This is a genomic window from Verrucosispora sp. TAA-831 (assembly GCF_050780145.1).
In the GTDB taxonomy this organism is placed as follows: domain Bacteria; phylum Actinomycetota; class Actinomycetes; order Mycobacteriales; family Micromonosporaceae; genus Micromonospora.
The window spans coordinates 4,293,438-4,314,070 of the sequence record NZ_CP192240.1; the positions used below are offsets into that span (position 1 = coordinate 4,293,438).

Annotated in this window: 14 protein-coding genes; 7 read left to right on the plus strand and 7 right to left on the minus strand. The window is 72.1% G+C overall.

All coding sequences use genetic code 11. The annotated features are described in order from the left end of the window. Positions 1 to 365 precede the first annotated feature (365 nt). The 6 genes from ACQVFL_RS19215 to ACQVFL_RS19240 form a co-directional block, all read right to left on the minus strand. Positions 366 to 1,733 (minus strand): cytochrome P450, encoded by a 1,368-nt coding sequence (locus ACQVFL_RS19215; RefSeq protein WP_431727220.1) that lies wholly within the window; start codon positions 1,731 to 1,733, stop codon positions 366 to 368. After that, positions 1,730 to 2,257: a flavin reductase family protein gene (locus ACQVFL_RS19220; RefSeq protein ID WP_431727221.1), complete on the minus strand. Its 528-nt coding sequence runs from the start codon at positions 2,255 to 2,257 to the stop codon at positions 1,730 to 1,732. The genes ACQVFL_RS19215 and ACQVFL_RS19220 overlap by 4 nt, the downstream gene beginning before the upstream one ends. After that, entirely contained in the window at positions 2,254 to 2,694 is a 441-nt protein-coding gene (locus tag ACQVFL_RS19225; RefSeq protein WP_396694200.1) for an acyl-CoA thioesterase, read from the minus strand. The genes ACQVFL_RS19220 and ACQVFL_RS19225 overlap by 4 nt, the downstream gene beginning before the upstream one ends. Further along, entirely contained in the window at positions 2,694 to 8,489 is a 5,796-nt protein-coding gene (locus tag ACQVFL_RS19230) for a type I polyketide synthase (RefSeq protein WP_431727222.1), read from the minus strand. Before ACQVFL_RS19230 ends, ACQVFL_RS19225 begins: the two co-directional genes overlap by 1 nt. Before the next feature lie 42 nt (positions 8,490 to 8,531). Beyond that, positions 8,532 to 9,518: a DUF1702 family protein gene (locus tag ACQVFL_RS19235; protein ID WP_396694196.1), complete on the minus strand. Its 987-nt coding sequence runs from the start codon at positions 9,516 to 9,518 to the stop codon at positions 8,532 to 8,534. Positions 9,519 to 9,619: 101 nt separating this feature from the next. Beyond that, positions 9,620 to 10,621: a DUF1702 family protein gene (locus tag ACQVFL_RS19240; RefSeq protein ID WP_396694194.1), complete on the minus strand. Its 1,002-nt coding sequence runs from the start codon at positions 10,619 to 10,621 to the stop codon at positions 9,620 to 9,622. Positions 10,622 to 10,933: 312 nt separating this feature from the next. Here ACQVFL_RS19240 and ACQVFL_RS19245 point away from each other — a divergent pair, with 312 nt between their 5' ends. From ACQVFL_RS19245 to ACQVFL_RS19260, 4 genes are read left to right on the plus strand one after another with little or no spacing between them, the layout of a single operon-like run. Next, positions 10,934 to 11,764, plus strand: a complete 831-nt coding sequence (locus tag ACQVFL_RS19245; protein WP_396694192.1) for a TIGR03084 family metal-binding protein — start codon at positions 10,934 to 10,936, stop codon at positions 11,762 to 11,764. After that, complete coding sequence (locus ACQVFL_RS19250) at positions 11,764 to 12,330, plus strand: DUF5987 family protein (RefSeq protein ID WP_431727223.1); 567 nt, start codon at positions 11,764 to 11,766, stop codon at positions 12,328 to 12,330. The genes ACQVFL_RS19245 and ACQVFL_RS19250 overlap by 1 nt, the downstream gene beginning before the upstream one ends. After that, the gene (locus ACQVFL_RS19255; protein WP_396694188.1) at positions 12,327 to 13,964 is read left to right on the plus strand and encodes a GMC family oxidoreductase N-terminal domain-containing protein; all 1,638 of its coding nucleotides are present in this window, start codon (positions 12,327 to 12,329) and stop codon (positions 13,962 to 13,964) included. The genes ACQVFL_RS19250 and ACQVFL_RS19255 overlap by 4 nt, the downstream gene beginning before the upstream one ends. 28 nt (positions 13,965 to 13,992) lie before the next feature. Beyond that, positions 13,993 to 15,051, plus strand: a complete 1,059-nt coding sequence (locus tag ACQVFL_RS19260) for a carboxymuconolactone decarboxylase family protein (RefSeq protein ID WP_431727224.1) — start codon at positions 13,993 to 13,995, stop codon at positions 15,049 to 15,051. Between the two features lie 79 nt (positions 15,052 to 15,130). Here the strand turns inward: ACQVFL_RS19260 and ACQVFL_RS19265 are convergent, their stop codons facing one another. Further along, on the minus strand, positions 15,131 to 16,357 hold the full coding sequence (locus ACQVFL_RS19265; RefSeq protein ID WP_431729852.1) for a methyltransferase domain-containing protein: 1,227 nt from the start codon (positions 16,355 to 16,357) through the stop codon (positions 15,131 to 15,133). A gap of 331 nt (positions 16,358 to 16,688) precedes the next feature. Here ACQVFL_RS19265 and ACQVFL_RS19270 point away from each other — a divergent pair, with 331 nt between their 5' ends. The 3 genes from ACQVFL_RS19270 to ACQVFL_RS19280 are packed head-to-tail and all read left to right on the plus strand — an operon-like array spanning position 16,689 to position 20,631. Next, on the plus strand, positions 16,689 to 18,113 hold the full coding sequence (locus ACQVFL_RS19270; RefSeq protein WP_431727225.1) for a nucleotide sugar dehydrogenase: 1,425 nt from the start codon (positions 16,689 to 16,691) through the stop codon (positions 18,111 to 18,113). Beyond that, positions 18,110 to 19,105, plus strand: coding sequence for an NAD-dependent epimerase/dehydratase family protein (locus ACQVFL_RS19275; protein WP_396697218.1), 996 nt, complete (start codon positions 18,110 to 18,112; stop codon positions 19,103 to 19,105). Before ACQVFL_RS19270 ends, ACQVFL_RS19275 begins: the two co-directional genes overlap by 4 nt. After that, the gene (locus ACQVFL_RS19280) at positions 19,102 to 20,631 is read left to right on the plus strand and encodes a 4-hydroxyphenylacetate 3-hydroxylase family protein (protein WP_396697216.1); all 1,530 of its coding nucleotides are present in this window, start codon (positions 19,102 to 19,104) and stop codon (positions 20,629 to 20,631) included. Before ACQVFL_RS19275 ends, ACQVFL_RS19280 begins: the two co-directional genes overlap by 4 nt. Positions 20,632 to 20,633: the final 2 nt, after the last annotated feature.

Here is a 20,633-nt window from a genome sequence, read left to right on the forward strand (position 1 = left end):
CGCTTCACCAGACCGATCTTCATCGGGCTCTTCCCGGACGCCATCGCCGAGGGCCCTCCGGTGAGCTGGGCCATCCTGAGCCGCCCGGGACCCTACCGACTCACCGAGGTCAGCGCCGGCGACTGGTACCTCGTCGCGCACTCGCTGGGAAGAGGCCCGTGCCCGCCCGACGGCGAGCATCCGACCGACCACGCCGGGGTGGCCCGGTACGGACCGCTCCGGGTCACCGACGGTGGTCACCTGTCGGGCACGACGGTGCTCGTCCGTCCGCACCGTGACCTCGACCCGCCGGCCCTGCTCTCCCTGCTCGACCTGCCTCCCGAGACGGTACTCAGGTTCCGACGCGGGCAGGAGGGCGACCGTCGTCAGTCGACCGCGTCCACCGCACGCACCAGCATCGGCAACCCGCCGCGGATCCTCAACGACAGCATCGGCTCCGCGACGACCTGGTGTCCGGGTGCCGTCGACAGCCGGAACTCCCGAGCGATCATCGCCAGCACGAACACCGCCTCCATCAGACCGAGGTTGCTGCCGACGCAGATGCGCGGACCGGCACCGAAGGGGATGTAGGCGTACCGGGGACGGTCCGGCGCCCTGGCCGGGTCGAACCGCTCCGGGTCGAACCGCTCCGGCCATGTCCAGAACTCCCGGTGCCGGTGCAGGGTGTACGGCAGGACGACCACGTCGGCCCCGGCCGGCACCGCATACCCGCCCACCACGTCGGCGTCCGTGGCGATCCGGGGCAGCAGCCAGACCGGCGGGTGCAACCGCATCGCCTCCTTGACCACCATCGTGGTGTAGCGCAACCGATGCAGATCCTCGTAACCGGGTAACCGCCCGCCCAGCACCGTCTGTGCCTCCTCCCGCAACCGGTGCCGCACCGCCGGTTCCCGATCGACGCGGTACAGCGTCCAACCGAGGGTGCTGGCGGTGGTCTCGTGACCGGCCAACAACAGCGTGACCAGTTCGTCGCGGAGCCGACCGCGGGCCACCCGGGGATCGGTCTCGGCACGCGTGGACACGATGAGGCGTGAGAGCACGTCGTCCCGACCGTCGGTGGACTCGGCCCGGGCCGCCACCAACTGGTCCACCACCCGTTGCAACTCGCGGCGGGCCCGCCGGAAGCGCATCTGGCGGGGCAACGGCAACCAGGCGGGCACCATTCCCAACGTGGCCAGTTCGAACATGGCCTGGTCCTGGACCGCAGCGAACTCCTCGCCGACGGTCCCGAACGGACTGAGGTCGGCATCGAGCAGGGTACGGCCCAGCACGCCCAGGGTGAGACCGGTGAACTCGGTGACCACGTCCACCGGGACCCCGCCCACGCACTGCCGAAGCCGGTGAACAAGTCTCTGCGCCTCGGCCGCGATGAGACCGGCGTGGTGGGCCAGCCGACGCGGATGGAACACCGGCTGGATCACCTTGCGCTGCTTGCGCCACAGCTCGCCCTCGCTGGTCAGCAGGCCGTCGCCGAGCGCCCGCCGGGCGTGCACCAGGCCGATGCCCTTCTGGTAGTTGCCCGCGTTGTCGGCCAGTACGTGCTGCGCGTGGTCCGGATGGTTGAACACGTGCAGGCTCTTGTGGCCCACCGGTATCCGCACCGCGTCGCCGTACCGCTGCACCGAATCGCTGATCATCCCCAGTCGATCGCGGGTCATCACCGCCAGCATCCGCAGTGCCGCTCGCCGAGGTGGTCCCGGCGGTGCCGCCGGCCGTCGTTCCCGTGCCGTCATGCCCGTGTCCTCCGCTCGTGGTCCGTCGTGCCCAACACCCCGTCGTGGAACAGCAGAGCGCCGGTGGTCGCGCCCCGGACGGCGGTACGCAGCCGGCCCACCACGATCGTGTGGTCGCCGCCGTCGTAGTGCCGCCACGGCTCGCACTCGAACCACGCCAGGGCGTCGGCGATCAGCGGTACTCCGCTGCGCGCCCCCGGCACGGTCGGGATCCCCGCGAACTCGCCGGGACCCACCGGACGCCGGGGATCGGCGAAGAACCGCGCGATGCCGGCATGACCGGCCGCCAACACCGAGAGGCCGAAACCCGAGGCGTCCTCCAGCAGGGTGTGCGTCACCGTGGACCGACCGACGCAGACGAGCACCAGCGGCGGGTCCAGGGAGACCGACGTGAAGGAGTTCACCGTCATCCCGTGCGGGTGCATACCGCCCACCGTCAGCACGGTCACACCGGTGGCGAAGCTGCCCAGCACCCGCCGCAGCTCACGACCGGTGGGAAGGGAGCCGTCCGGGCGGCCCGTCACGATGCCTCCGCCCGGACGTACGGTGCCAGCGCCTGGGCCAGTGCCTCCGGCACCCGGGTGGGTGCGGTGCGGTTGTTCGGACCTCGCATACAGGCCACCCGCTGCGCCCCCCGCGCCACCAGCCGCTCGCCGTCGGAGCCGGCGAGACGCAGGTAGTCGAACCCGAACTCCACCTGGGTCTGCGCCAGCTCGACCAGTCGCATCCGGACGCAGACCTCGTCCAGGGCGGCCAGTTCGGCGAAGAACTCGCAGTCCACCCGCAGGGTGAACAGCTTGAGATCCACCCGCAGGTCGTCGAGCACCTCGGGGGCGCGCTCGCGCAGGAACAACTCCCGACATCGGCCCTGCCATCGCAGGTAATGCACGTAGTACACGTTGCCGACGAGGTTGGTCTCCTCGAACCCGACCACGTGCCGGTACTCGAAGTAGCGGGACATCAGCCCTCCCGGGTCAATAGGCCGAACACCACCGGCTCGGACACGTCCCGCAGCGCCGTCACGAACGTCGCCACGGTGATCGCCCCCGCGCTGAGCACGACCCAACCGGGGCGCGCAGCAGGACGGACCGTCAGCGTTCCCACCAGCGGTTCGCCCGCCTTCTGTAGACATTCCATGGCCACCCAGACACGCGTGGCCGCCACGTCCCGGTCATCGCCGCCGTCCGGACCGGTCAACAGCGGCAGCAGCTCCGCGTGCGCGCCGAGCAGCCCACGCCACTCCACCGGCGTACGGGGCACCACCGCCTCCACGTCGCAGGCCGTCGTCTGGCCCGCCACCGTGCACACCGTCACACCTGCGCCGTGCGCGAAGGAGACCTCTCTACCGCCGTCGATCTCCGGCCGACCGTCGGCGCGGTACCGCACCGGCCGTCTCCGCCCGACGGCGCGGGCCAACGCCCGGGCCGACCGGGACCGGCGGATCGCGATCCGGTCGCCGGTGTCCCCCGACCCCGCGTCGTCGGGTTCGACCCCCACCGCGATCTCGGCGCCGGTCAGTTCACCGACCACCCGTTGCAGGAACGGCCCGAGCAGCGGCGCGAGCCACGGGCCGCGCCCGTCACCCTGGCGTACCGCCCGTAGGCTCAGCCCCTCCCACCGTTCGACCGCCACGCCGTCGGCGGTACGCAGCACCACGTCATAGACGTAGGTGTCGCCGTCGCGGGACCGCTCGACCGCCTGGTACCGGTAGGGTCCCGGTCCGCTGACGCCCGGCGACACCCAGACTCGCGCGACACCGGTCGGCAGGAGGGTGGCGTGCGGTACGCACACCTGGATGCCGTGCATCATCGCGTCCCGGATGCCGGGGTCGCCCAGCAGCAGGGCGGGGGGATGGAAGGCGGCGAACCAGTCGTGTTCGGCGGGCAGCAGGTCGGCGTCGACCTCGCGGGCCGCGACGTGGTGGTACCGCGCCACGCGCTGGAACCGGTGGCCCTGGAACAGGAGGTCGCCGTAGAGTTCCGCCGCCGGCCGCAGGGGCACCTCCGGCACGTCCGCCGGCACCGGCCGGGGCGGGCCGTCGGGCACGGCGAGTTCCTCGTACCGCAGGCGGGCCCGGAAGTGTTCGGCCCCGAACCGCGTCTCGCTGCTGTGGACGGCCACCTGCACCACTCCGGGCGCGGTGGCGACCGCCGCGACACGGATGCGGGTCGCTCCGTCCTGCGTCACGACGATCGGGCGGAGGAACTGCGCGTCCTCCACCAGCGGCGTCGAGGGCCGCCCGGTCAGGGCGTACGCGACCTGGGCCATCGCCTCCATGCCGAGTACCGCCGGGAACAACAGGTCACCGTCGAGGTGATGGTCCGGCAGGTAGAGGTCGCTGCCGATGCTCAGTTCCGCCTCGGTCACCAGCTCGACCCGGGGGTAGTGCACCAGCGGCCGTTCCAGGAACCGCAGCAACGGCAGTTCCACCTGCTCGTAGCGCACGGTGTCGATGCCGGAGGTGCGTCCGCTGATCACCACCACCGGCGGCACCTGCGGGTCGCTCACCAGCCGGCGCAGCAGTTCGACGCCCTGGGTGGGGGTGATCGGTGTGACGCCCTCGCGCGCCAGCGTGTCCACGACGGAGAGGCGCTCGCCCATCCCCACCCCGGACCACACCGACCACTCCAGGCAGACCGATCGACAGTTCGGGTGCCGCTGCCCGTACGACCGGGTCAGGTCGGCCAACCACTCGTTGGCGGTCGCGTAGTGGGCCTCACCGCGCAGACCGGCCCGGCCGATGATGCTGCCGAGGGTGACCAGCAGGCGCAGGTGGCCGGGGCCGACGGCGTCCAGCACCGTTCGTAGCCCGCCCACCTTGGCGGCGAAGGCGCGTCGCAGCGCCGCCGCGTCGAGGTTGCCCAGCGCCGCCGGTTCATTGGTGCCGGCGCCGTGCAGCACCGCGGTGACCGGACCGAACGTCCGGACGGCCTCGGCGACGGCGGCACTCACCTGTGCCGGTTGGGTGACGTCGGCCCGTACGTAGTGGGCGGCGACGCCGTGATGGGCCAGCCGCTCCAGGTTCGCCGCCAGCTCCGAGTCCGTCGCCGGGTCCGATCTGCCGAGCAGGGCGAGACGGGCACCGGTCTCCACGGCCAGGGCGAACGCGCACTCGGCCGTGATGCCCTTGCCGCCCCCGGTGACCAGCAGGACGTCCGACTCGTCGAGGGGCGCCGTGGTCCGCTCCGGTTGCAGGGGCATGGCCCGTAACGTCGGTACCCGCCGTGTCCCGTCGGGGTCGTAGTACGCCTCGACGTACCGTTCGGTCGCCCGCACCTCGCCGACGACGTGGTCGACCGCGTCGGCGGTGGCCGGGACATGAACGACCGTCACCCGTAACCGGGGATGTTCCATGCGCAGGGTCTTCGCCAGGCCCGCAGCGCCGCGATCGTGCTGGACGAGCACGAACCGGTCGACGCCGGCATCGGTCATCGCCTCCTGGGCACCGTGCAGCGCCCGGTCCAGGTCGGTCTCCGCACAGTCCGGCGGCAGGCAGACCAGGACACCGGATCCGGTACGCCCCGCCACGAGTCGGTCCAGGAGGGCTGCGGCGAAGGGATGGTCCGCCGGGGCGTGCAGTCGCCAGCCACCCGACTCGGGCGGGACGACCGGGCCCGGCAGCGGACTCGGATCCAGGACGACCGCCCAGGCCCGTGCCCAGCTCTCCGCGCCGAGGATCGGCGGGGCGGACACGGTGGCGGCGGTTCCCCCGGTCGCCTGTAGTTCCTCCAGTGCGGTCGCGAGTTCCCGCACCGAGGCCGCCGCGAAGTTCAGCGGCATGGTCACCGCGCCCAGGCCCATCCGCTCGGCCACCTCGTTGACGAGACGGCCGACGGTGATCGAGCTCAGGTGCAGGTCGTCCAGGAGCCGACTCTCCGCGCCCACCATCTCGAGGGGGAGTTCCGCGCGACTCGCGGCCAGTTGCCGAAGCAGATCGAGTGCAGCCGGCCCGGATCGGTCGACCGGCTCCGGCGGCGTCGCGGTCTGCGCAGGGCCGACCGGACCGAGCGCGTCGCCCTCGCCCCCTGCCACGGTCGCCACGGGCACCACCTCGCACGGGCTGGTCAGCACCGCCGCGGGCGCGGTGACGTCGATCGGGCGGGCCAGTCGATCGTCGAAGAGCGCGGCGGGCATCCCGGCCGTACCGGCGACGTACGCCGCCCCGACCACCCGCAGCAGGCTCACCAGTGACTCGTCATCGGTGTCGAGTGACACCGAGGGGATGGCGCCGGTCTCGGCCGCGAGGCGGGACAGCACCCGTCCGGGCCCCACCTCCACGAAGAGATCGACCTCGTCGGCGGCCACCGTGACGGCCTGACTGAACCGCACCGGCTCGGTGATCTGTCGGCGGAGCAACGACGGCACGTCGGCGCCCGCCATCAGCGGCTCGCCGGTGACGGTGGAGACGACCCGCCGGCCGACCGGGCCGAGGCCGGCACCGTGCAGCGCGGCGGCGAACACGTCGGCGGCCGGCGCGACCAGTGGCGAGTGGAAGGCGTGGGAGACGGCGAGGGGGGTGGCGGCGATGCCGTCGGCGGTCGCCCGGCGACAGACCTCACGCACTGCGGCGACCTCGCCGGAGACGACCGTCTGCGTGGGGCCGTTGTACCCGCTGAGCACCACCGGCAGCCCGTCGACGAGACGGTCGACGATGGTCGGTGGGGCGGCGATGCCCGCCATGGATCCCGGCGCGCTGTGCCGTGCCATGGCCGCCCCCCGCACGGTGGCTATCCGCAGCAGCTCGGCCTCGTCCATCACACCGGCCCAGTGCAGTGCGGTCAGCTCGCCGAGGCTGTGCCCGACGGCCAGAGTGGCCTCGATGCCGAGCAGCGTCAGCGCGGACAGGCCGGCGAGCGAGCCGGTGACGATGCGCGGTTGGGCGTTCTCGGTGGCGACGGGATCGGCGTCACCCGGCTGCGCCGCCTGCCGGTAGATCGAGTCCACCACCGGGAACCTCCGCCGCAGCGCGCCACCGGCGCTACGCCGACCGGAACCCTGGCCGGGAAAGAGATAGCCGATGCGGCCCCGGCCGGCGACCCGGCCCAGGAACACCCGGCCCTCGTCGAACGGCGGCGACTCCTGGCCCCGGTCGAGCGCGTCCACCACCTGGCGGAGCCGGCGTTCGGCGTCCTCGGGGTCGACCACCACGACCGCGGCCCGGTAGGGCAGGTCGCGCAGCTCGTGTCGCAACGTCACGGCGAGGTCGGTCAACTGGGCGTACGTGGCGGCACCGGCGAACGCGGCGAGGTGCTCCGCGCGGTCCCGCAACGCCGCCCAGGAGACCCCGTCGAGTACCAGCAGTTCGGCGTCCTGGGCTCCGACGGCCAGCGTGGCGGCGCGCGGATCGAGCCCACCCGGCCGACGGGCCCGGGAGTTCTCCACCACGACGTGGGTGTTGATGCCGCCGAAGCCCATGGCCGTGACGCCTGCCCGCAGCGGGGCGCCGGCCGGCCAGGGCTCGGCGGCTCGCAGCACCCGCAGGGCGCGTGTGGTGCCGGTGAGCAGTTCATGGGGCTCGGGACAGCCGAGCGCCGGGGGCAGCACCTGGTGGTGCACCGCCAGGACCGCCTTGATCAGGCCGGCGACTCCGGCTGCGGCCTTGGTGTGCCCGATCATCGCCTTGATCGAGCTGATCACCGCGGGCGGCGCGGTGGGGTCGGCCGCCCGGCGGGCCTGGGACAGCGCGGACAGTTCGGTGTCGTCGCCGACCTGGGTACCGGTGCCGTGCCCCTCGAAGAGCGCCACCGTCTCCAGCCCGAACCCGGCCCGTGCGTACGCCCGTCGCAACGCCAGCCGGTAGCCGCCGATCTCCGGCCGGGTGATGCCGCCACGACCGTCGGAGGAGATGCCCCACCCGGCCACCGTGGCGTAGATCCGGTGCCCGGCGCGCCGCGCGTCCGGCTCGCGCATCAACACGACCATGCCGCAGCCCTCGCCGGGCCAGAACCCGTTGGCGCCACGGTCGTACACCCGCATCTCACCGGTGGCGAGGGCACCCGTTCGGGCGAATCCGATGGTCTCGAGCGGGTCGATGGACAGGTCCACCCCACCGGCCACCATGACGTCCACGTCTCCGTCGACCAGGGATCGGCATGCCGTGGTCACCGAGAGCAGCGACGACGAGCAGGCGCCGTCCACCGTGTAGCCGCCGCCGCGCAGGTCGAAGTGGTTGCAGATGCGGCCGGCGATGGTGTTCGACAGGGCGCCGGCGAGCGTGTCCTCGTCGACGGGCGGGAAGGGGCGCTTGTAGTCGGCCTCGACACGGTCGAGGAAGTCCCGGACCCGATCCTCCGTCCAGGGCAGCTCGGACAGGACCGGGGCGAGGACCCGGCGCACGAACGGCCAGCGCAGTCGTAGCTGGTTGGCGCGGCTGAACTCGCCGGTCAGGCTGTTGCCGACCACGACACCGGTCCGCTCGGCGGGCAGTCCCGCGCCCATGGGGAAACCGGCGTCGGCCAGCGCGGCGGCGGCGACCTCCAGGGCCAACCAGTGGGTCAGGTCGGTGGACCGGTAGGTGCTGCCGGCCACCTTGAAGGCGACCCGGTCGAACTCCCAGTCCTGCAACACCGCGGCGTTGCGGGCATAGAAGCGGTCCGGCGTGGCCGGGTCGGCCGACCAGTAGTCGTCCAGACGCATCCGACCGTCGGGGAGCCGGCGGAAGGCGCGCCGGCCGGCGAGGCCGTTCTCCCACAACTCGGTCGGCGAGGACGCGTCCGGGTACCGGCAGGCCATTCCGACGATGGCGATCCTTGTCATGGTGGCGGTGTCTCCGATCTGGTCGCGGCCGCGACCGCAGTGCTAGCGACTGTCCGCGACGTGATCGCGCTGGCCGACGACGAAGGTGTCCCGAATCCAGTTCCGCCAGATCTCGTACGTCGGTGGTTCGCCGGGCAGCGACAGGCCCGGCCGGACCCGGTCGGTGACGGCCGCCGCGCCGGCCGGTGAGAGGCCGCAGAACAGCCGGGTGGCCAACTCCACGTGCGGCACCACGAGCCCGGCGCGGACTCGGGCCGCCGCAGCGAACGCCGCGCCCTGGGCGAGGTGCGGACGGTACGTGGCGGCACGCCGCCACAACTCGCGTAGTTCGGCCCCGTCGGCGCCGCCGGCGTAGGTGGCGGCCAACCCGACGCCGCTGTACAGGTCGGCCCGGCGGTGTTCGGCGAACCCTTCGATGAGCCGGCTGATCTGGACCACGTCGGTGCCACCGACGAACCAGAGGGCACGTCCGATCCCCTGGTCGATGACCCGGGTGGCGTACCCGGAGTCGTCGTCGACCGGCCACGGGAACCGGTCGTGCCGGTACTGCTCGATCACGTACTTGTGGGTGTGGAAGTACGCCTGGTGGAAGCCGTACCCGTCGAGCACGAGCCAACGCAGCAACGGGTCCGGTGCGTACAGCCGGGACCACCGCATCCGGGGCAGGCGGGCCATCGCCCAGCCGATGCCGACGTAGGCCATGTAGACGTGCGGGCTGCCGGCGCCGGCGAGGAACTGACGCACCAGCCCGCCACCGAACGGCAGGCCGTCGCGGACGGCCAGGGCCATCGCCGCGCCCTCGTAGGCGAAGCCACGGAACCGGGTCGGCACCCGTTCCAGCGCGGGCCCGACCTCAGCGACCCGGCGGGCCTCGGCCGCGTCGCCGTACCCTTCGAGGAAGGTCCGACCGATCGTTTCGAGCAGGTCGCGTGCCGGTTCGGACCGCGTGTGGAAGCCGCGCACGCTCATCTGCGTCTCGGCTGGGTCCGGCGTCAGGACGGCTCGGCGCAGCGAACCGATGAAAGCCACAGTTACCCCTCGTGTGGTCAGCGTCGACCGGACGGACCGGGTATGCCCTCGGTCCGCCTGCGCGACGTGGATGGCGGCGGGCCGTCGACCCGCCGGGATGGTCAGGACTCCGGTGCGACGGCCCCGTCGGTGGCCAGGCGCGAGCGGACCCGCTGGCGCCACACCTCGTACGGCGGTTCGGCACGCTCGGCCGAGAGACCGTCGACCGCGACCTCGTCGGCCAGTGCCGACGCGGCGTCGACCGACAGGCCGGTCAGCGCCGCGACGGTCTGCCCGGTGTGCGGCGGCACCGCACCGGAGAACGTCCGGGCCCGGGCCGCGAAGACCGCACCCTGCGCCAGGTGCGGCCGGTACCCACCGGCCTGCCGGCGCAGTGTCGCCAGCCCGGCCGGGTCGCAGCCGCCGGCGAAGACGGCCGCCAGGCCGGCGCCGGCCCAGAGGTCGGCCCGGCGTGCGACGGCGAAGCGTCCGATCGAGGTCGCCACGTCGTCGGGCCGAGCGCCGTGGACGAACCAGAGCGCACGGCCGACGCCCTGGTCCACGGCGCGCAGGAAGTAGTCCGGGGCTCCGGCCCACGGATACGGCCGGGGGCGTTCGCCCCTGCCCACCCACCGGTCGACGTCGAAGTAGGCCAGGTCGAAGCCGTATCCGTCGACGGCGAGCCAACTCATCGTCGGGTGGTACGGCAGGCCGGAGAGGTCCGGCAGGATCCGCCGCCAGGTCGCCCGGGGCAGCCGCGCCATGGCGAACCCGATGCCGATGTAGTTGAGGAACACGTGTGGTCGTCCCGGCCCGAGGAGCAGGTCGCGGGTACGACGGCTGCGGAACATCGACATCGCGTCGCGGACGGTGAACGCCATCGTGGCGCCCTCGTAGGCGAAGCCCCGTAGGTGGGGGTCGACCAGCGCGAGCCGCTGCTCGATCTCGTGCAGGTCACCCGAGTCGATGCCGCTCTCGAATCCACACACGACCGCCCGCGGGATCGCCTCCAGTGCTCGCGTCGTCGCGGACGCGGCGGCGGGGAAGCCCCGCGCGGCGAAGCTCACCTCCCGCCACGATGGAGCCAGGAGGTGACGACGTAGCGAACCGACGATGGTGGGCATGGCTCCCGCTCTCCTACCGAGGTCGACCGGTGACCGTCAGCTATCGACGGCCGTTCCATCGTGGGCCACCGCTGCGGGTGAATCTTCTTCCGCCGTGCCCAGTGCCCGCGTACGAGCAGGCCACGAGGAGTCCGGCGGCCGGTGGGCGAGACGACCTCGTCGCCGGGCAGGTGCGCACAGCGGGAGAGGACGACGTACCGCGCCGTGGGCAGGCTGAACCTCGCGCACTCCCCCGACGCCTCCGGCCGTACGTCAGCGTGACCACGGGGCCGGCGGGATGCACGGGGCCACGTCGACCAGCGAAGGGCCAAGATGGACAAGTCAAACGTGTTCGCCGACCTGGCGGACGACTGTGTGGAGTTCGACGAGCTGCTGGACACCCTGGGCCCCGACGACTGGGCTCGGCCGACCCCGGCGCCCGGCTGGGAGATCCGACACCAGGTCGCGCATCTCAGCGCGGTCTTCCGGATGGCGGCGGTGGCCGCCTCCGACGCCGAGGCGTTCCGTGCGCTCACGGCACGGCTCAGCGACGACTTCGACGCCAACGTGGCCGCCGCGTTGTCGCGCTACCTCGACGGCGGCACGGCGGCGCTGCGGGGGCGCTGGCGCGAGGAGTGGACCTTCGCGGTGGAGGCGCTCGCCGGGGTGCCGGCCGGGCACGTCGTGCCCTGGCTCGTGCGTCCGCTGCCCGCCCCGGTTCTGGCCGCCGCCGGGATGATGGAACTGTTCGCGCACGGTCAGGACGTCGCCGATGCGCTGGGCCGGGTGCCCGAGCGCACCGACCGGATCCGGCACGTCGTCGACTTCGCCGTCCGCACCTGGGACTTCGGCTACCACAGCCGGGGCCTGACGCCTCCGGGTGAAGGCTTCCGGTACGAACTGACCGCGCCCTCCGGCGAGTTCTGGGCACTCGGGCCGCAGGGCGCCGAACTCGTCCAGGGTTCCGCCGTCGACCTGTGTCTGCTGGTCACCCGGCGACGGCACCGTGACGACCTGGACCTGCGGGCGTCCGGCGCGGACGCCGAGCACTGGCTGGACATCGCCCAGGCCTATCGTGGGCCGGCGGGGCCGGGCCGCCGCCCGGGACAGTTCGCCTCGGTGCGGACGGCAGAGGCGCCGGACTGCCCCCGGCGGGACCGGTGATGGCCGCGACCACGCCGGCCGATCCGGCGACGACGGTGACGCTGGAGGCGTTCGCCGACACGATCGTCCCGGGTGTCAAGCGCTCACCCGACGACCGGGCGATCGCCGGTGTCGAGGACGATCCGGGCGCGGTGCAGGCGGGAGCGCTGGCGGTCCTCGCGCATCCCGCCCTGGGGCTCACCGAGGCGCTGGACGGGATGGCCGGTCTGCTCAACATGCACGCGCAGCAGCATGCACGGGTCGGGCGGTTCGCCCTGGACCCGGCCGTGCCGCCGTTCGTCGCCCTGGACTTCGACGCCCGCACCGCTCTGGTGCAGGAACTGACCGACCCGGCACATCCGGAGCGGGAGGTGTGGTTCGGCGTCGCCCTGTTCTGCACGATGGCCTTCGACAGTGCCCCACACCTGCCCACCGGCGAGGCGCTGGAACAGGGGCATCCCGGGCTGTCGCTGCTCGGCCTGCGCAGACCGGATCCGGACGGGTTCTGGCGTTTTCCGCGCTTCTCCTACCAGCGGCGGCTGGCCTGCGTCCACCCGCACACCACGGCGACGGGAAGTCCGGCATGACCAGCATCGAGCAGACCGACGTCGTGATCGTCGGCAGCGGCTTCGGCGGCGCGATCCCGGCGTACCACCTCGCCGCCGGTGGCGCGCGGGTGGTGGTGCTGGAGCGGGGCCCGTGGCTCGCCAGCGAGGAGTTCCAGCACGACTTCCTCCTCGGCTCGTCGTACACCCGGATCTTCGACTTCACCGTCGGCGATGGGATGAGCGTGCTCGCCGGCAACTGCGTCGGCGGCGGCAGCGTCGTCTACTTCGCCACCATGCCGCGTGCCCCCCGGTTCGTCTTCGACCGCACCGGCGGTCTCGGGCGTCGGATGTGGCCGACCGCGATCAGTCGGGACACGTTGGACCCGTGGTACGACGTCGTAAGCGACGCGTTGCCGGTGACCGAGCAGTCCTGGGACGACGTACCCTTCGCCGGTGGCCTCTTCGCCGCGGCCTGCGCTCGTGCCGGGCGCACCGCCAATCCCGTTCCCTCGGCGATCGACAAGCCGCGCTGCACCAACTGCAACTGGATGATGGCCGGGTGCCGGTTCGACGCCAAACGGTCACTGCTGCTCAACTATCTGCCCGCCGCACTCGCCCACGGTGCGCGGATCCGGCCGCTGCACGAGGTGCAGCGGCTGACACGGACTCCGACCGGCGCCTACCGGGTCCACTACGACATCGTCGACGACGGCGACTACCGCCTCACCCAGGGTTCGGGTGTCATCGAGGCGAAGATCGTGGTGTTGGCGGCCGGTGCCGGGGCGACTCCGGTCATCCTGCAACGGTCGGCGGCAGCGCTGGGCGCCATGCCGGCGGCGGTGGGTCGCTACTTCTCCGGCAACGGCGAACGTCTGAACACCGCCGTGGTGGACGAGGAGCGGGCTCGCGACCTGCTCGGGCTCGACCGGGGCGACGGCACGGCGTACGAGGCGTACCAGATCGGCCGGGGCCCGTGTGTGGCCACCTGGGACCGGCTCGACGACTCACTGCCCGAGTACCGCCGGTTCTCCCTGGAGCAGTTGTACTTCCCACCCGGGCTGGGCACCGTCCTGGCCCAGGTGCCCGGTGCCACCGGCCCGAGCTGGTTCGGCCGGGAGAAGAAGGAGATGCTGCGCCGGTGGCGTTCCTGGCTGACCGTCTTCACCATGAGCGAGGACGACAACGAGGGGGTGTTCGGCGCGCCACCGCAACGAGGCAACGCCGAGCGGATGACCCAGCAGATGCTCGGCCGAGGTTCACTGCGGTACGACCCGACCGAGAACACGCTGCGTGGCTGGGCCGAGTCCGACGCCGAGGTGCGGGAGATCCTGGAACGCGACGGTCTGGCCCGGGTCAGGCCATGGACCAACGACCTGGTGGGCGCCTACACCGTGCATCCGCTGTCGTCCTGCCGGATGGGCGACGATCCGGAGACCTCTGCTCTGGACGACCGCCACGAGTTACGCGGTCATCCCGGCGTCTTCGTCACCGACGGCTCGGCGGTGCCTGGTGCGTTGACCGTCAATCCCGCTCTGACCATCGCCGCGTTGGCCGAGCGCGCCGTACCCGGGGTGGTGAGCGCAGCCCGGCAGCGGGGCGTCGCCGTGGTGTACGGTGCGCCCGGTCCCGACGGCGTCCGCACACCGGCGGTACCGCCGCCGCTGGCCGCGTGAGTGCGGTACGGCTGCCACGGGAGACATCATGGGAATCCTGTTCGCTCGGCTGACCAGCCGGATCACCCAACGCCACATCACACATCTGCGCCCTGTCGCGGCCCGGGGGGCGTCCCCGCTGGTGCGCCACGTCTATCGCCAGCTCGCCCGCGAGTTCGGGCTGTTCGCCCCGCCGGTGACCCTGCACGCCGCCGCACCACCGGTGCTGGCTGCCTGCTGGTTGATGCTGCGTGAGGCCCTGCTCGTCGACGGTCCGGCCGACCGGGGCACCAGGGAGGCGGTGGCGGCGGCGGTCTCTCTGGCCAATCGCTGTCCGTACTGCGTCCAGGTGCACGCCAGCGCGCTGCGGGGGCTGCTTCGGGGGCCGGACGCCACCGTGGTCGCCGACGACCGGCTCGGTGAGATGACCGAACCGAGGCTGCGGGACCTCGTGACCTTCTTCCGGCACGACGGCGTCGGCCCACCGGCGACCGCTGCCCGGCCGGACGCCGCCGAGCTGGCTCACCTGGTCGGCGTGGCGGTGCTGTTCCACTACCTCAACCGGATGGTGAACGTCTTCCTCGCGCCGTCGCCGTTGCCGGCCGTGCCGTCACCGGCCGCCGGTGCGGTCCGCTGGTCGGCCGCGGTCACGATGGGCCGGCTGGCTCGTCGCGGCGGCGTCCCGGGACAGCAGCTCCACCTGCTGCCACCGGCGTCGCCGCCGTCCGACCTGGCCTGGGCTCAGCCGGGCACGGCCCTGCACACGGCCTTCACCCGGGCCTACGCGGCCGTCGACGACGCCGCCGAGTCGGCGGTGCCCGCCTCCGTCCGTCGGCTGCTGCCCGAGTTGCTCGCCGGGCGACGGCCGGCCGGTCTGCCGGAGGTCGACGTGGCGGTGGACCGGCTCCCGGTACGGGACCGGCCGGCCGGTCGGCTCGCCCTGACCATCGCACTCTGCTCGTACCGGGTCACCGACTCGATGGTGGCGGAATACCGGCGGTCCGACCCGGCCGACCGCCGTCTGCTGGAACTCGCCGCCTGGGCCAGCCTGAGCGCGGCCCGGACGGCCGGGCCACGGCTACACGGGGCCTGGCGCGAGGCGGCCTGAGGCGACGATGCCGTCGCTGACGGCACCACACGACTGTGGCGGCCCGGTGCACCGGGCCGCCACAGTCGTATCGGGGGACTCACACGACGTGCACCTGCGGGACGTAGAGGATCCAGCGTCCCCCCTGGGCCGTGAAGCGTCGTTCCTTGAGCATGATCTCCTCTGCGTGGTTCCAGGCGAAGAGCAGGGCGTAGTCGGGATACGGATCCACGAAGGCCGCGTGGGGACGCACCGGGATGTGCATCCCCGGTGACAGCCGCCCCTGCTTCTCGGGTGTGGTGTCGCAGATGAACGGCACCAGGTCGGGTCCGATGCCGCAGTAGTTGGTGACGGTGGCGCTCTTCGACGTGGCACCGTAGCCGACCACCCGTCGGCCGGCCGCCCGCAGATCGGTCAGCAGCGCGACCAGGTCGGTGCCGACGCGGTCGATCTGCCGGGCGAAGCGGCGGTACGTCTCGTATTCGCCGATCGCGTACCGCGCCTCGTCGTCGATCATCCGGGTGACGCTGTCGCGGCGCGGGCGGGCACCGGGCCTCGCGACGGTGAAACGTAGCGAGCCGCCGTGGATCGAGATGCGTTCCACGTCGACCAGTTCGAAGCCGAATCGGGTCGCCATGGCGTCCACCGCCCGCACGGAGAAGAGGTAGAAGTGCTCGTCGTAGATCTGGTCGAAGTAGGCGTACTCCACGATGTCGCCGACGTACCGGTCCTCGAAGACGAAGACACCGTCCGGTGTGAGCAGCCGGTCGACACCCCGGAAGACGGTGGCGATGTCGGCGACGTGGCTGATGGTGTTGGCCGAGAAGACGACTCTGGCCGGTCCTCGTTCGGCGCGGATCGCGATGGCGGCGGCTTCGTCGAAGAAGCTCACCCGCACCTCGGCGCCCCGGAGCGCGGCGTCGCGTGCGGCGCCCGCCGAGGGATCGACGCCGAGGTGGCGGACACCGGCCGCGCCGAGCGCACCGAGCATGACCCCGTCGTTGCAGCCGATCTCGACGACCAGATCGGTGTGACCGGTCAGTTCGGTGCGGCGCAGCCACCCGGCGACCTCCTCGAAGTGCCGGCTCAGCCCGTCGGAGGTGGACGACCGGTACGGGTAGTCGGCACGGAACATGTGGTCGGTCGGCATCGCCTCCAGTTGCTGGACCATCGTGCAGTCGGCGCAGATGCCGACGGCCAGTCGGAAGAACCGTTCCGCACCGGTCTCGTCCGGCCGGGGGAAGGAGTTCGAGGCCGGTTGCCGGCCGAGATCCATCCATTGGTGCACGGGACCGGCGCAGAGCCGGCACGTTGGGGCGACTGACACCAGCTCGGGGCCAAACACGTCGTCGTACTCCTTCCGCCGACCGTCATCGTCGCCAGCACCGCCTGACCGGGGCACATCCGAGCGTGCTCGACCTGGGTCCGACGCCCTGCGGGCAGGCGAGAGCAGGGGTGGCGGGAGGGCACGCAGGAAGGTGCCGCCCGGGCCGTCGGCAAGCAGGATCTGTGGCATCGGTAGGACCCAGCGCGGCCCGGCTCACCGTCCACAGGCTGCCTCCGACGGCTGGTGATCCCCCGAGATCCTCCCGGTCCGACACTGCGGCAACAGCGTCGGGCCGGGAGTTGACGTTTGTCACGAGGGTGAGGAAGAAGGCATGTCGAGTGCGACGCCGCAGGGTGGTCCGGGATCCTCCGTGCCCGGCCCGGACCTGAACCGGGCGGACCTCAGGCCGGGCTGGCGGAGCAGGACGACCGAACCACCGGTGGTCGCGGTCGTCGGCATGGGATACGTCGGATCGTGCATCGCGGGGACGCTCGCCGACCGTGGCCTCTCCGTCCTCGGAATCGACACCGACGTGGACCTGGTGGACCGGATCAACCGTGGCAGCACCCCGCTCGCCGAACCGGGCCTGGCGGATCTGATCGCCGCCGAGGTCGGTGCGGGCCGGCTCCGCGCCACCACGGCCGGGCAGGCCTGCGCCGGCGCTGACGTGGTCCTGCTGACCGTCGCCACTCCGGTCCGGCAGGACGGGTCGCTGGCGGACGAGCACCTGCGCACGGCGTGTGCGGCGTTGTGCGCGACCCTGCGTACCGGCCAGTTGGTGATCCTCAAGAGCACGGTGCCGCCCGGTACCACCCGGGACGTCGTCCGCCCGCTGCTGGAGGCGAGCGGCCTGCGGGCCGGTGCGGACTTCGCCCTGGCGTACGCGCCGGAGCGGCTCGCCGAGGGTACGGCGCTACACGACCTGCGTACGCTGCCGGTGGTGGTCGGGGGCATCGATCCGCGCAGTACCCGCCTCGCCGCGGACTTCCTGCACAGCGCGCTCGGTGCCGCGACGTTGCCGCAGGAGTCGCTGGAGGCCGCAGAGATCGTCAAGCTGGCCGACAACTGGTGGATCGACCTGAACATCGCCCTCGCCAACGAGTTGGCGATGTTCTGCGACCTGTACGGCGTCGACGTGCTCGACGTGATCCGCGCCGCGAACGCGATCCCGAAGGGCGACGGTCACGTCAACATCCTGCGGCCCAGCGTCGGTGTCGGTGGCTCCTGCCTGACCAAGGACCCCTGGATGGTGTGGCAGTCCGCTCGCCGACACGGGTTGCGGATCACCACCGCTCCCGTCGGCCGGGAGGTCAACCAGCGGATGCCCGGCTACACCGCCCGCCTGATCCTCGACGAGTTGGCCGTCCGTGGCGTGCCGCCGGCCGAGGCGACGGTGGCGGTGCTGGGTCTCGCCTTCAAGAACAACACCGGGGACCTGCGGGCGACCCCGACCGAGCCGGTCGTGGCGGCGCTGCGGGCGACCGGTGTGCGGGTCCGCGTGCACGATCCGCTGGTCGATCCGGCCAGCGCGCACCAGACCTTCGGCCTGCCGGTCACCACCACCGTCGAGGAGGCGGTGCGTGATGCCCACTGTGTCGCCCTACTGGCCATGCACCACCAGTTCGAGGACCTGGACTTCGCCCGGCTGCCGGTCGCCGAGTCCTGCCTGATCCTCGACGGACGCGCTTACCTGTCCAAGGAGAAGATCGCCATGCTGGAACGCCTCGGCTACACCTATCGCGGGATCGGGCGGTGAGCGCGGCCCGCGTCGTCGTCACCGGCGGCCATGGTTTCATCGGCAGCCACCTCGCCGACCGCCTGGTCAAGACCGGGGCCGACGTGACGGTCCTGGACAGTGGTGACCCGCCGCCCCACCTGGGTCTGCTGCGGCTGCACGCCCGACACGTCCGGGGTGACGTGCGGGATCCGGACCGGTTGGCGGAGGTGATCACGCCGGACGTGCAGGTGGTCTACCACCTCGCTGCGGCGGTGGGGGTGGACACGTACCTGCGACGTCCGCTGGAGGTGATCGACGTCAACTTCGTCGGGACGCAGCGGGTGCTGGAGCGTGCCAGCACGGTCGGCGCGCGAGTGGTCGTGGCGAGCACCAGTGAGATCTTCGGCATGAACCCCGCAGTGCCGTGGCGGGAGGAGGCCGACCGGCTGCTCGGCCCGACCAGCGCCCCGAGGTGGTGCTACGCCACCAGCAAGGCCCTCGCCGAGCACCTCACCTTCGCCTTCGTGCAGCAACACGGACTCGCCGCGGGGGTGGTGCGCTACTTCAACGTCTACGGTCCCCGCCAGCGGCCGGCGTACGTGATCAGCCGCAGCGTGCACCGTGCGTTGAACGGACGTCCCCCGATCGTCTACGACGACGGCAGCCAGACGCGAAGCTTCACCTACGTGGCCGACGCGGTCGAGGGCACCATCCTCGCCGGTGCGAGTGCACAGACGATCGGCACCGCGGTCAACATCGGCAACACCCGCGAGACCACCGTCGCCGACGCGATCGCCCTGGTGGGTGTGGCAGCCGGGGCCGGTGGCGACGCGGTCGCGGTGGACACCGCCGACGATCTCGGCTCGGGCTACCAGGACCTGCCCCGGCGGATCCCGGACGCCAGCCGTGCCCGGCTGCTGCTGGGGTGGAGCGCCGAGACCGACCTGCGGACGGGGGTGGGCCGGACGGTGGCGTGGGCGAGGGAGAACCCGTGGTGGTTGGCCCTGCCGGACAGCGGGGCCGGCCGGTGAGCGCGCAGACCCGGCCGTTGACCGGGGACGAGTACGTCGAGACGCTGCGCGACGGCCGCGCGGTCTACCTGTACGGCGAGCGGATCCGGGACGTCACCCGACATGCGGCCTTCCACAATCCGATCCGGATGACCGCCCGGCTGTACGACGCGCTGCACTCCGAGACGCACCGGTCGGTGCTCACCACCGCCTGCGACGCGCCCGGCGCCCACGGCTACACACACCGCTTCTTCACCACCCCACGCAGCGCCGACGACCTGGTCGCCGCCGAGCGGGCCATCGCCACCTGGGCCCGGATGAGTTACGGCTGGATGGGACGCGGCCCGGACTACAAGGCGTCCTTCCTCGGTACGTTGGGGGCCAACGCCGACTTCTATCAGCCGTTCGACGACAACGCGCGCCGCTGGTACCGGCGGTCGCAGGAGCAGGTGCTCTACTGGAGTCACGCGATCGTGCATCCGCCGGTGGACCGTTCACGCCGTCCCGACCAGGTGGCCGACGTCTTCGTACACGTCGAGCGGGAGACGGACGCCGGGGTCGTGGTCAGTGGCGCGAAAGTGGTGGCGACCGGGGCGGCCCTGACGCACCACGCCTTCGTCGCCCACTACGGTCTGCCGGTGGCCCGGCGGGAGTTCGCGCTGGTCGCGGCCATTCCGACGGACGCGCCGGGGGTACGTCTGATCTGCCGTCCCTCCTACGCCGCCACCGCGAACGCGATGGGCACTCCGTTCGACCACCCGCTGTCGTCCCGGTTGGACGAGAACGACACGATCCTGGTGCTCGACAAGGTCCTCATCCCGTGGGAGAACGTCTTCGTCTACGGCGACCTCGCCAAGGTGCAGACCTTCGCCGGCCGCTCGGGATTCACCGAGCGCTTCACATTCCACGGCTGCGTACGCCTCGCGGTGAAGCTCGAGTTCCTGGCGGGGTTGTTGGCCAAGGCGCTGGAGATGACCGGCACCGCCGACTTCCGGGGTGTGCAGAGCAGACTGGGTGAGGTGCTGGCGTGGCGGAACCTGTTCCAGGGGCTCGCCGGTGCCGCCGCCCGTGACCCGGTGCCGTGGCACGATGGTTCCGTCCTGCCCAATCCGCGGTACGGGGCGGCGTACCGGTGGTTCATGCAGGTGGGCTATCCCCGGGTGCGGGAGATCGTGTTGCAGGACGTGGCGAGCGGCCTGATCTACGTCACCTCGGGTGCGGAGGACTTCGCGAATGCCGAGATCCGCCCCTACCTCGACCGGTACCTGCGTGGTTCGCAGGGCGTCGAGGCCACCGAGCGGGTCAAGGTGATGAAGCTGTTGTGGGACGCCGTCGGGTCGGAGTTCGGCGGCCGGCATGAGCTGTACGAGCGCAACTACGCCGGCAACCACGAGAGCACCCGGGTCGAGCTGCTCTCCGCGGCGATCGCCGACGGCGACCTGGCCGGTTGCAAGGCACTGGTCGACGAGTGCCTCGCCGAGTACGACCTGACCGGCTGGCGGGTCTCCGACCTGGCGTCCCACCACGGTCGGCGTCCGCCGCGCTGACC

Bases quoted from the DNA above. Each gene is read 5' to 3' on its own strand.
- ACQVFL_RS19240 (WP_396694194.1), bottom strand. From the start codon at position 10,621: ATGCCCACCATCGTCGGTTCGCTACGTCGTCACCTCCTGGCTCCATCG.
- ACQVFL_RS19260 (WP_431727224.1), top strand. From the start codon at position 13,993: ATGGGAATCCTGTTCGCTCGGCTGACCAGCCGGATCACCCAACGCCAC.
- ACQVFL_RS19255 (WP_396694188.1), top strand. From the start codon at position 12,327: ATGACCAGCATCGAGCAGACCGACGTCGTGATCGTCGGCAGCGGCTTC.
- ACQVFL_RS19215 (WP_431727220.1), bottom strand. From the start codon at position 1,733: ATGACGGCACGGGAACGACGGCCGGCGGCACCGCCGGGACCACCTCGG.
- ACQVFL_RS19230 (WP_431727222.1), bottom strand. From the start codon at position 8,489: ATGACAAGGATCGCCATCGTCGGAATGGCCTGCCGGTACCCGGACGCG.
- ACQVFL_RS19245 (WP_396694192.1), top strand. From the start codon at position 10,934: ATGGACAAGTCAAACGTGTTCGCCGACCTGGCGGACGACTGTGTGGAG.
- ACQVFL_RS19225 (WP_396694200.1), bottom strand. From the start codon at position 2,694: ATGTCCCGCTACTTCGAGTACCGGCACGTGGTCGGGTTCGAGGAGACC.
- ACQVFL_RS19250 (WP_431727223.1), top strand. From the start codon at position 11,764: ATGGCCGCGACCACGCCGGCCGATCCGGCGACGACGGTGACGCTGGAG.
- ACQVFL_RS19270 (WP_431727225.1), top strand. From the start codon at position 16,689: ATGTCGAGTGCGACGCCGCAGGGTGGTCCGGGATCCTCCGTGCCCGGC.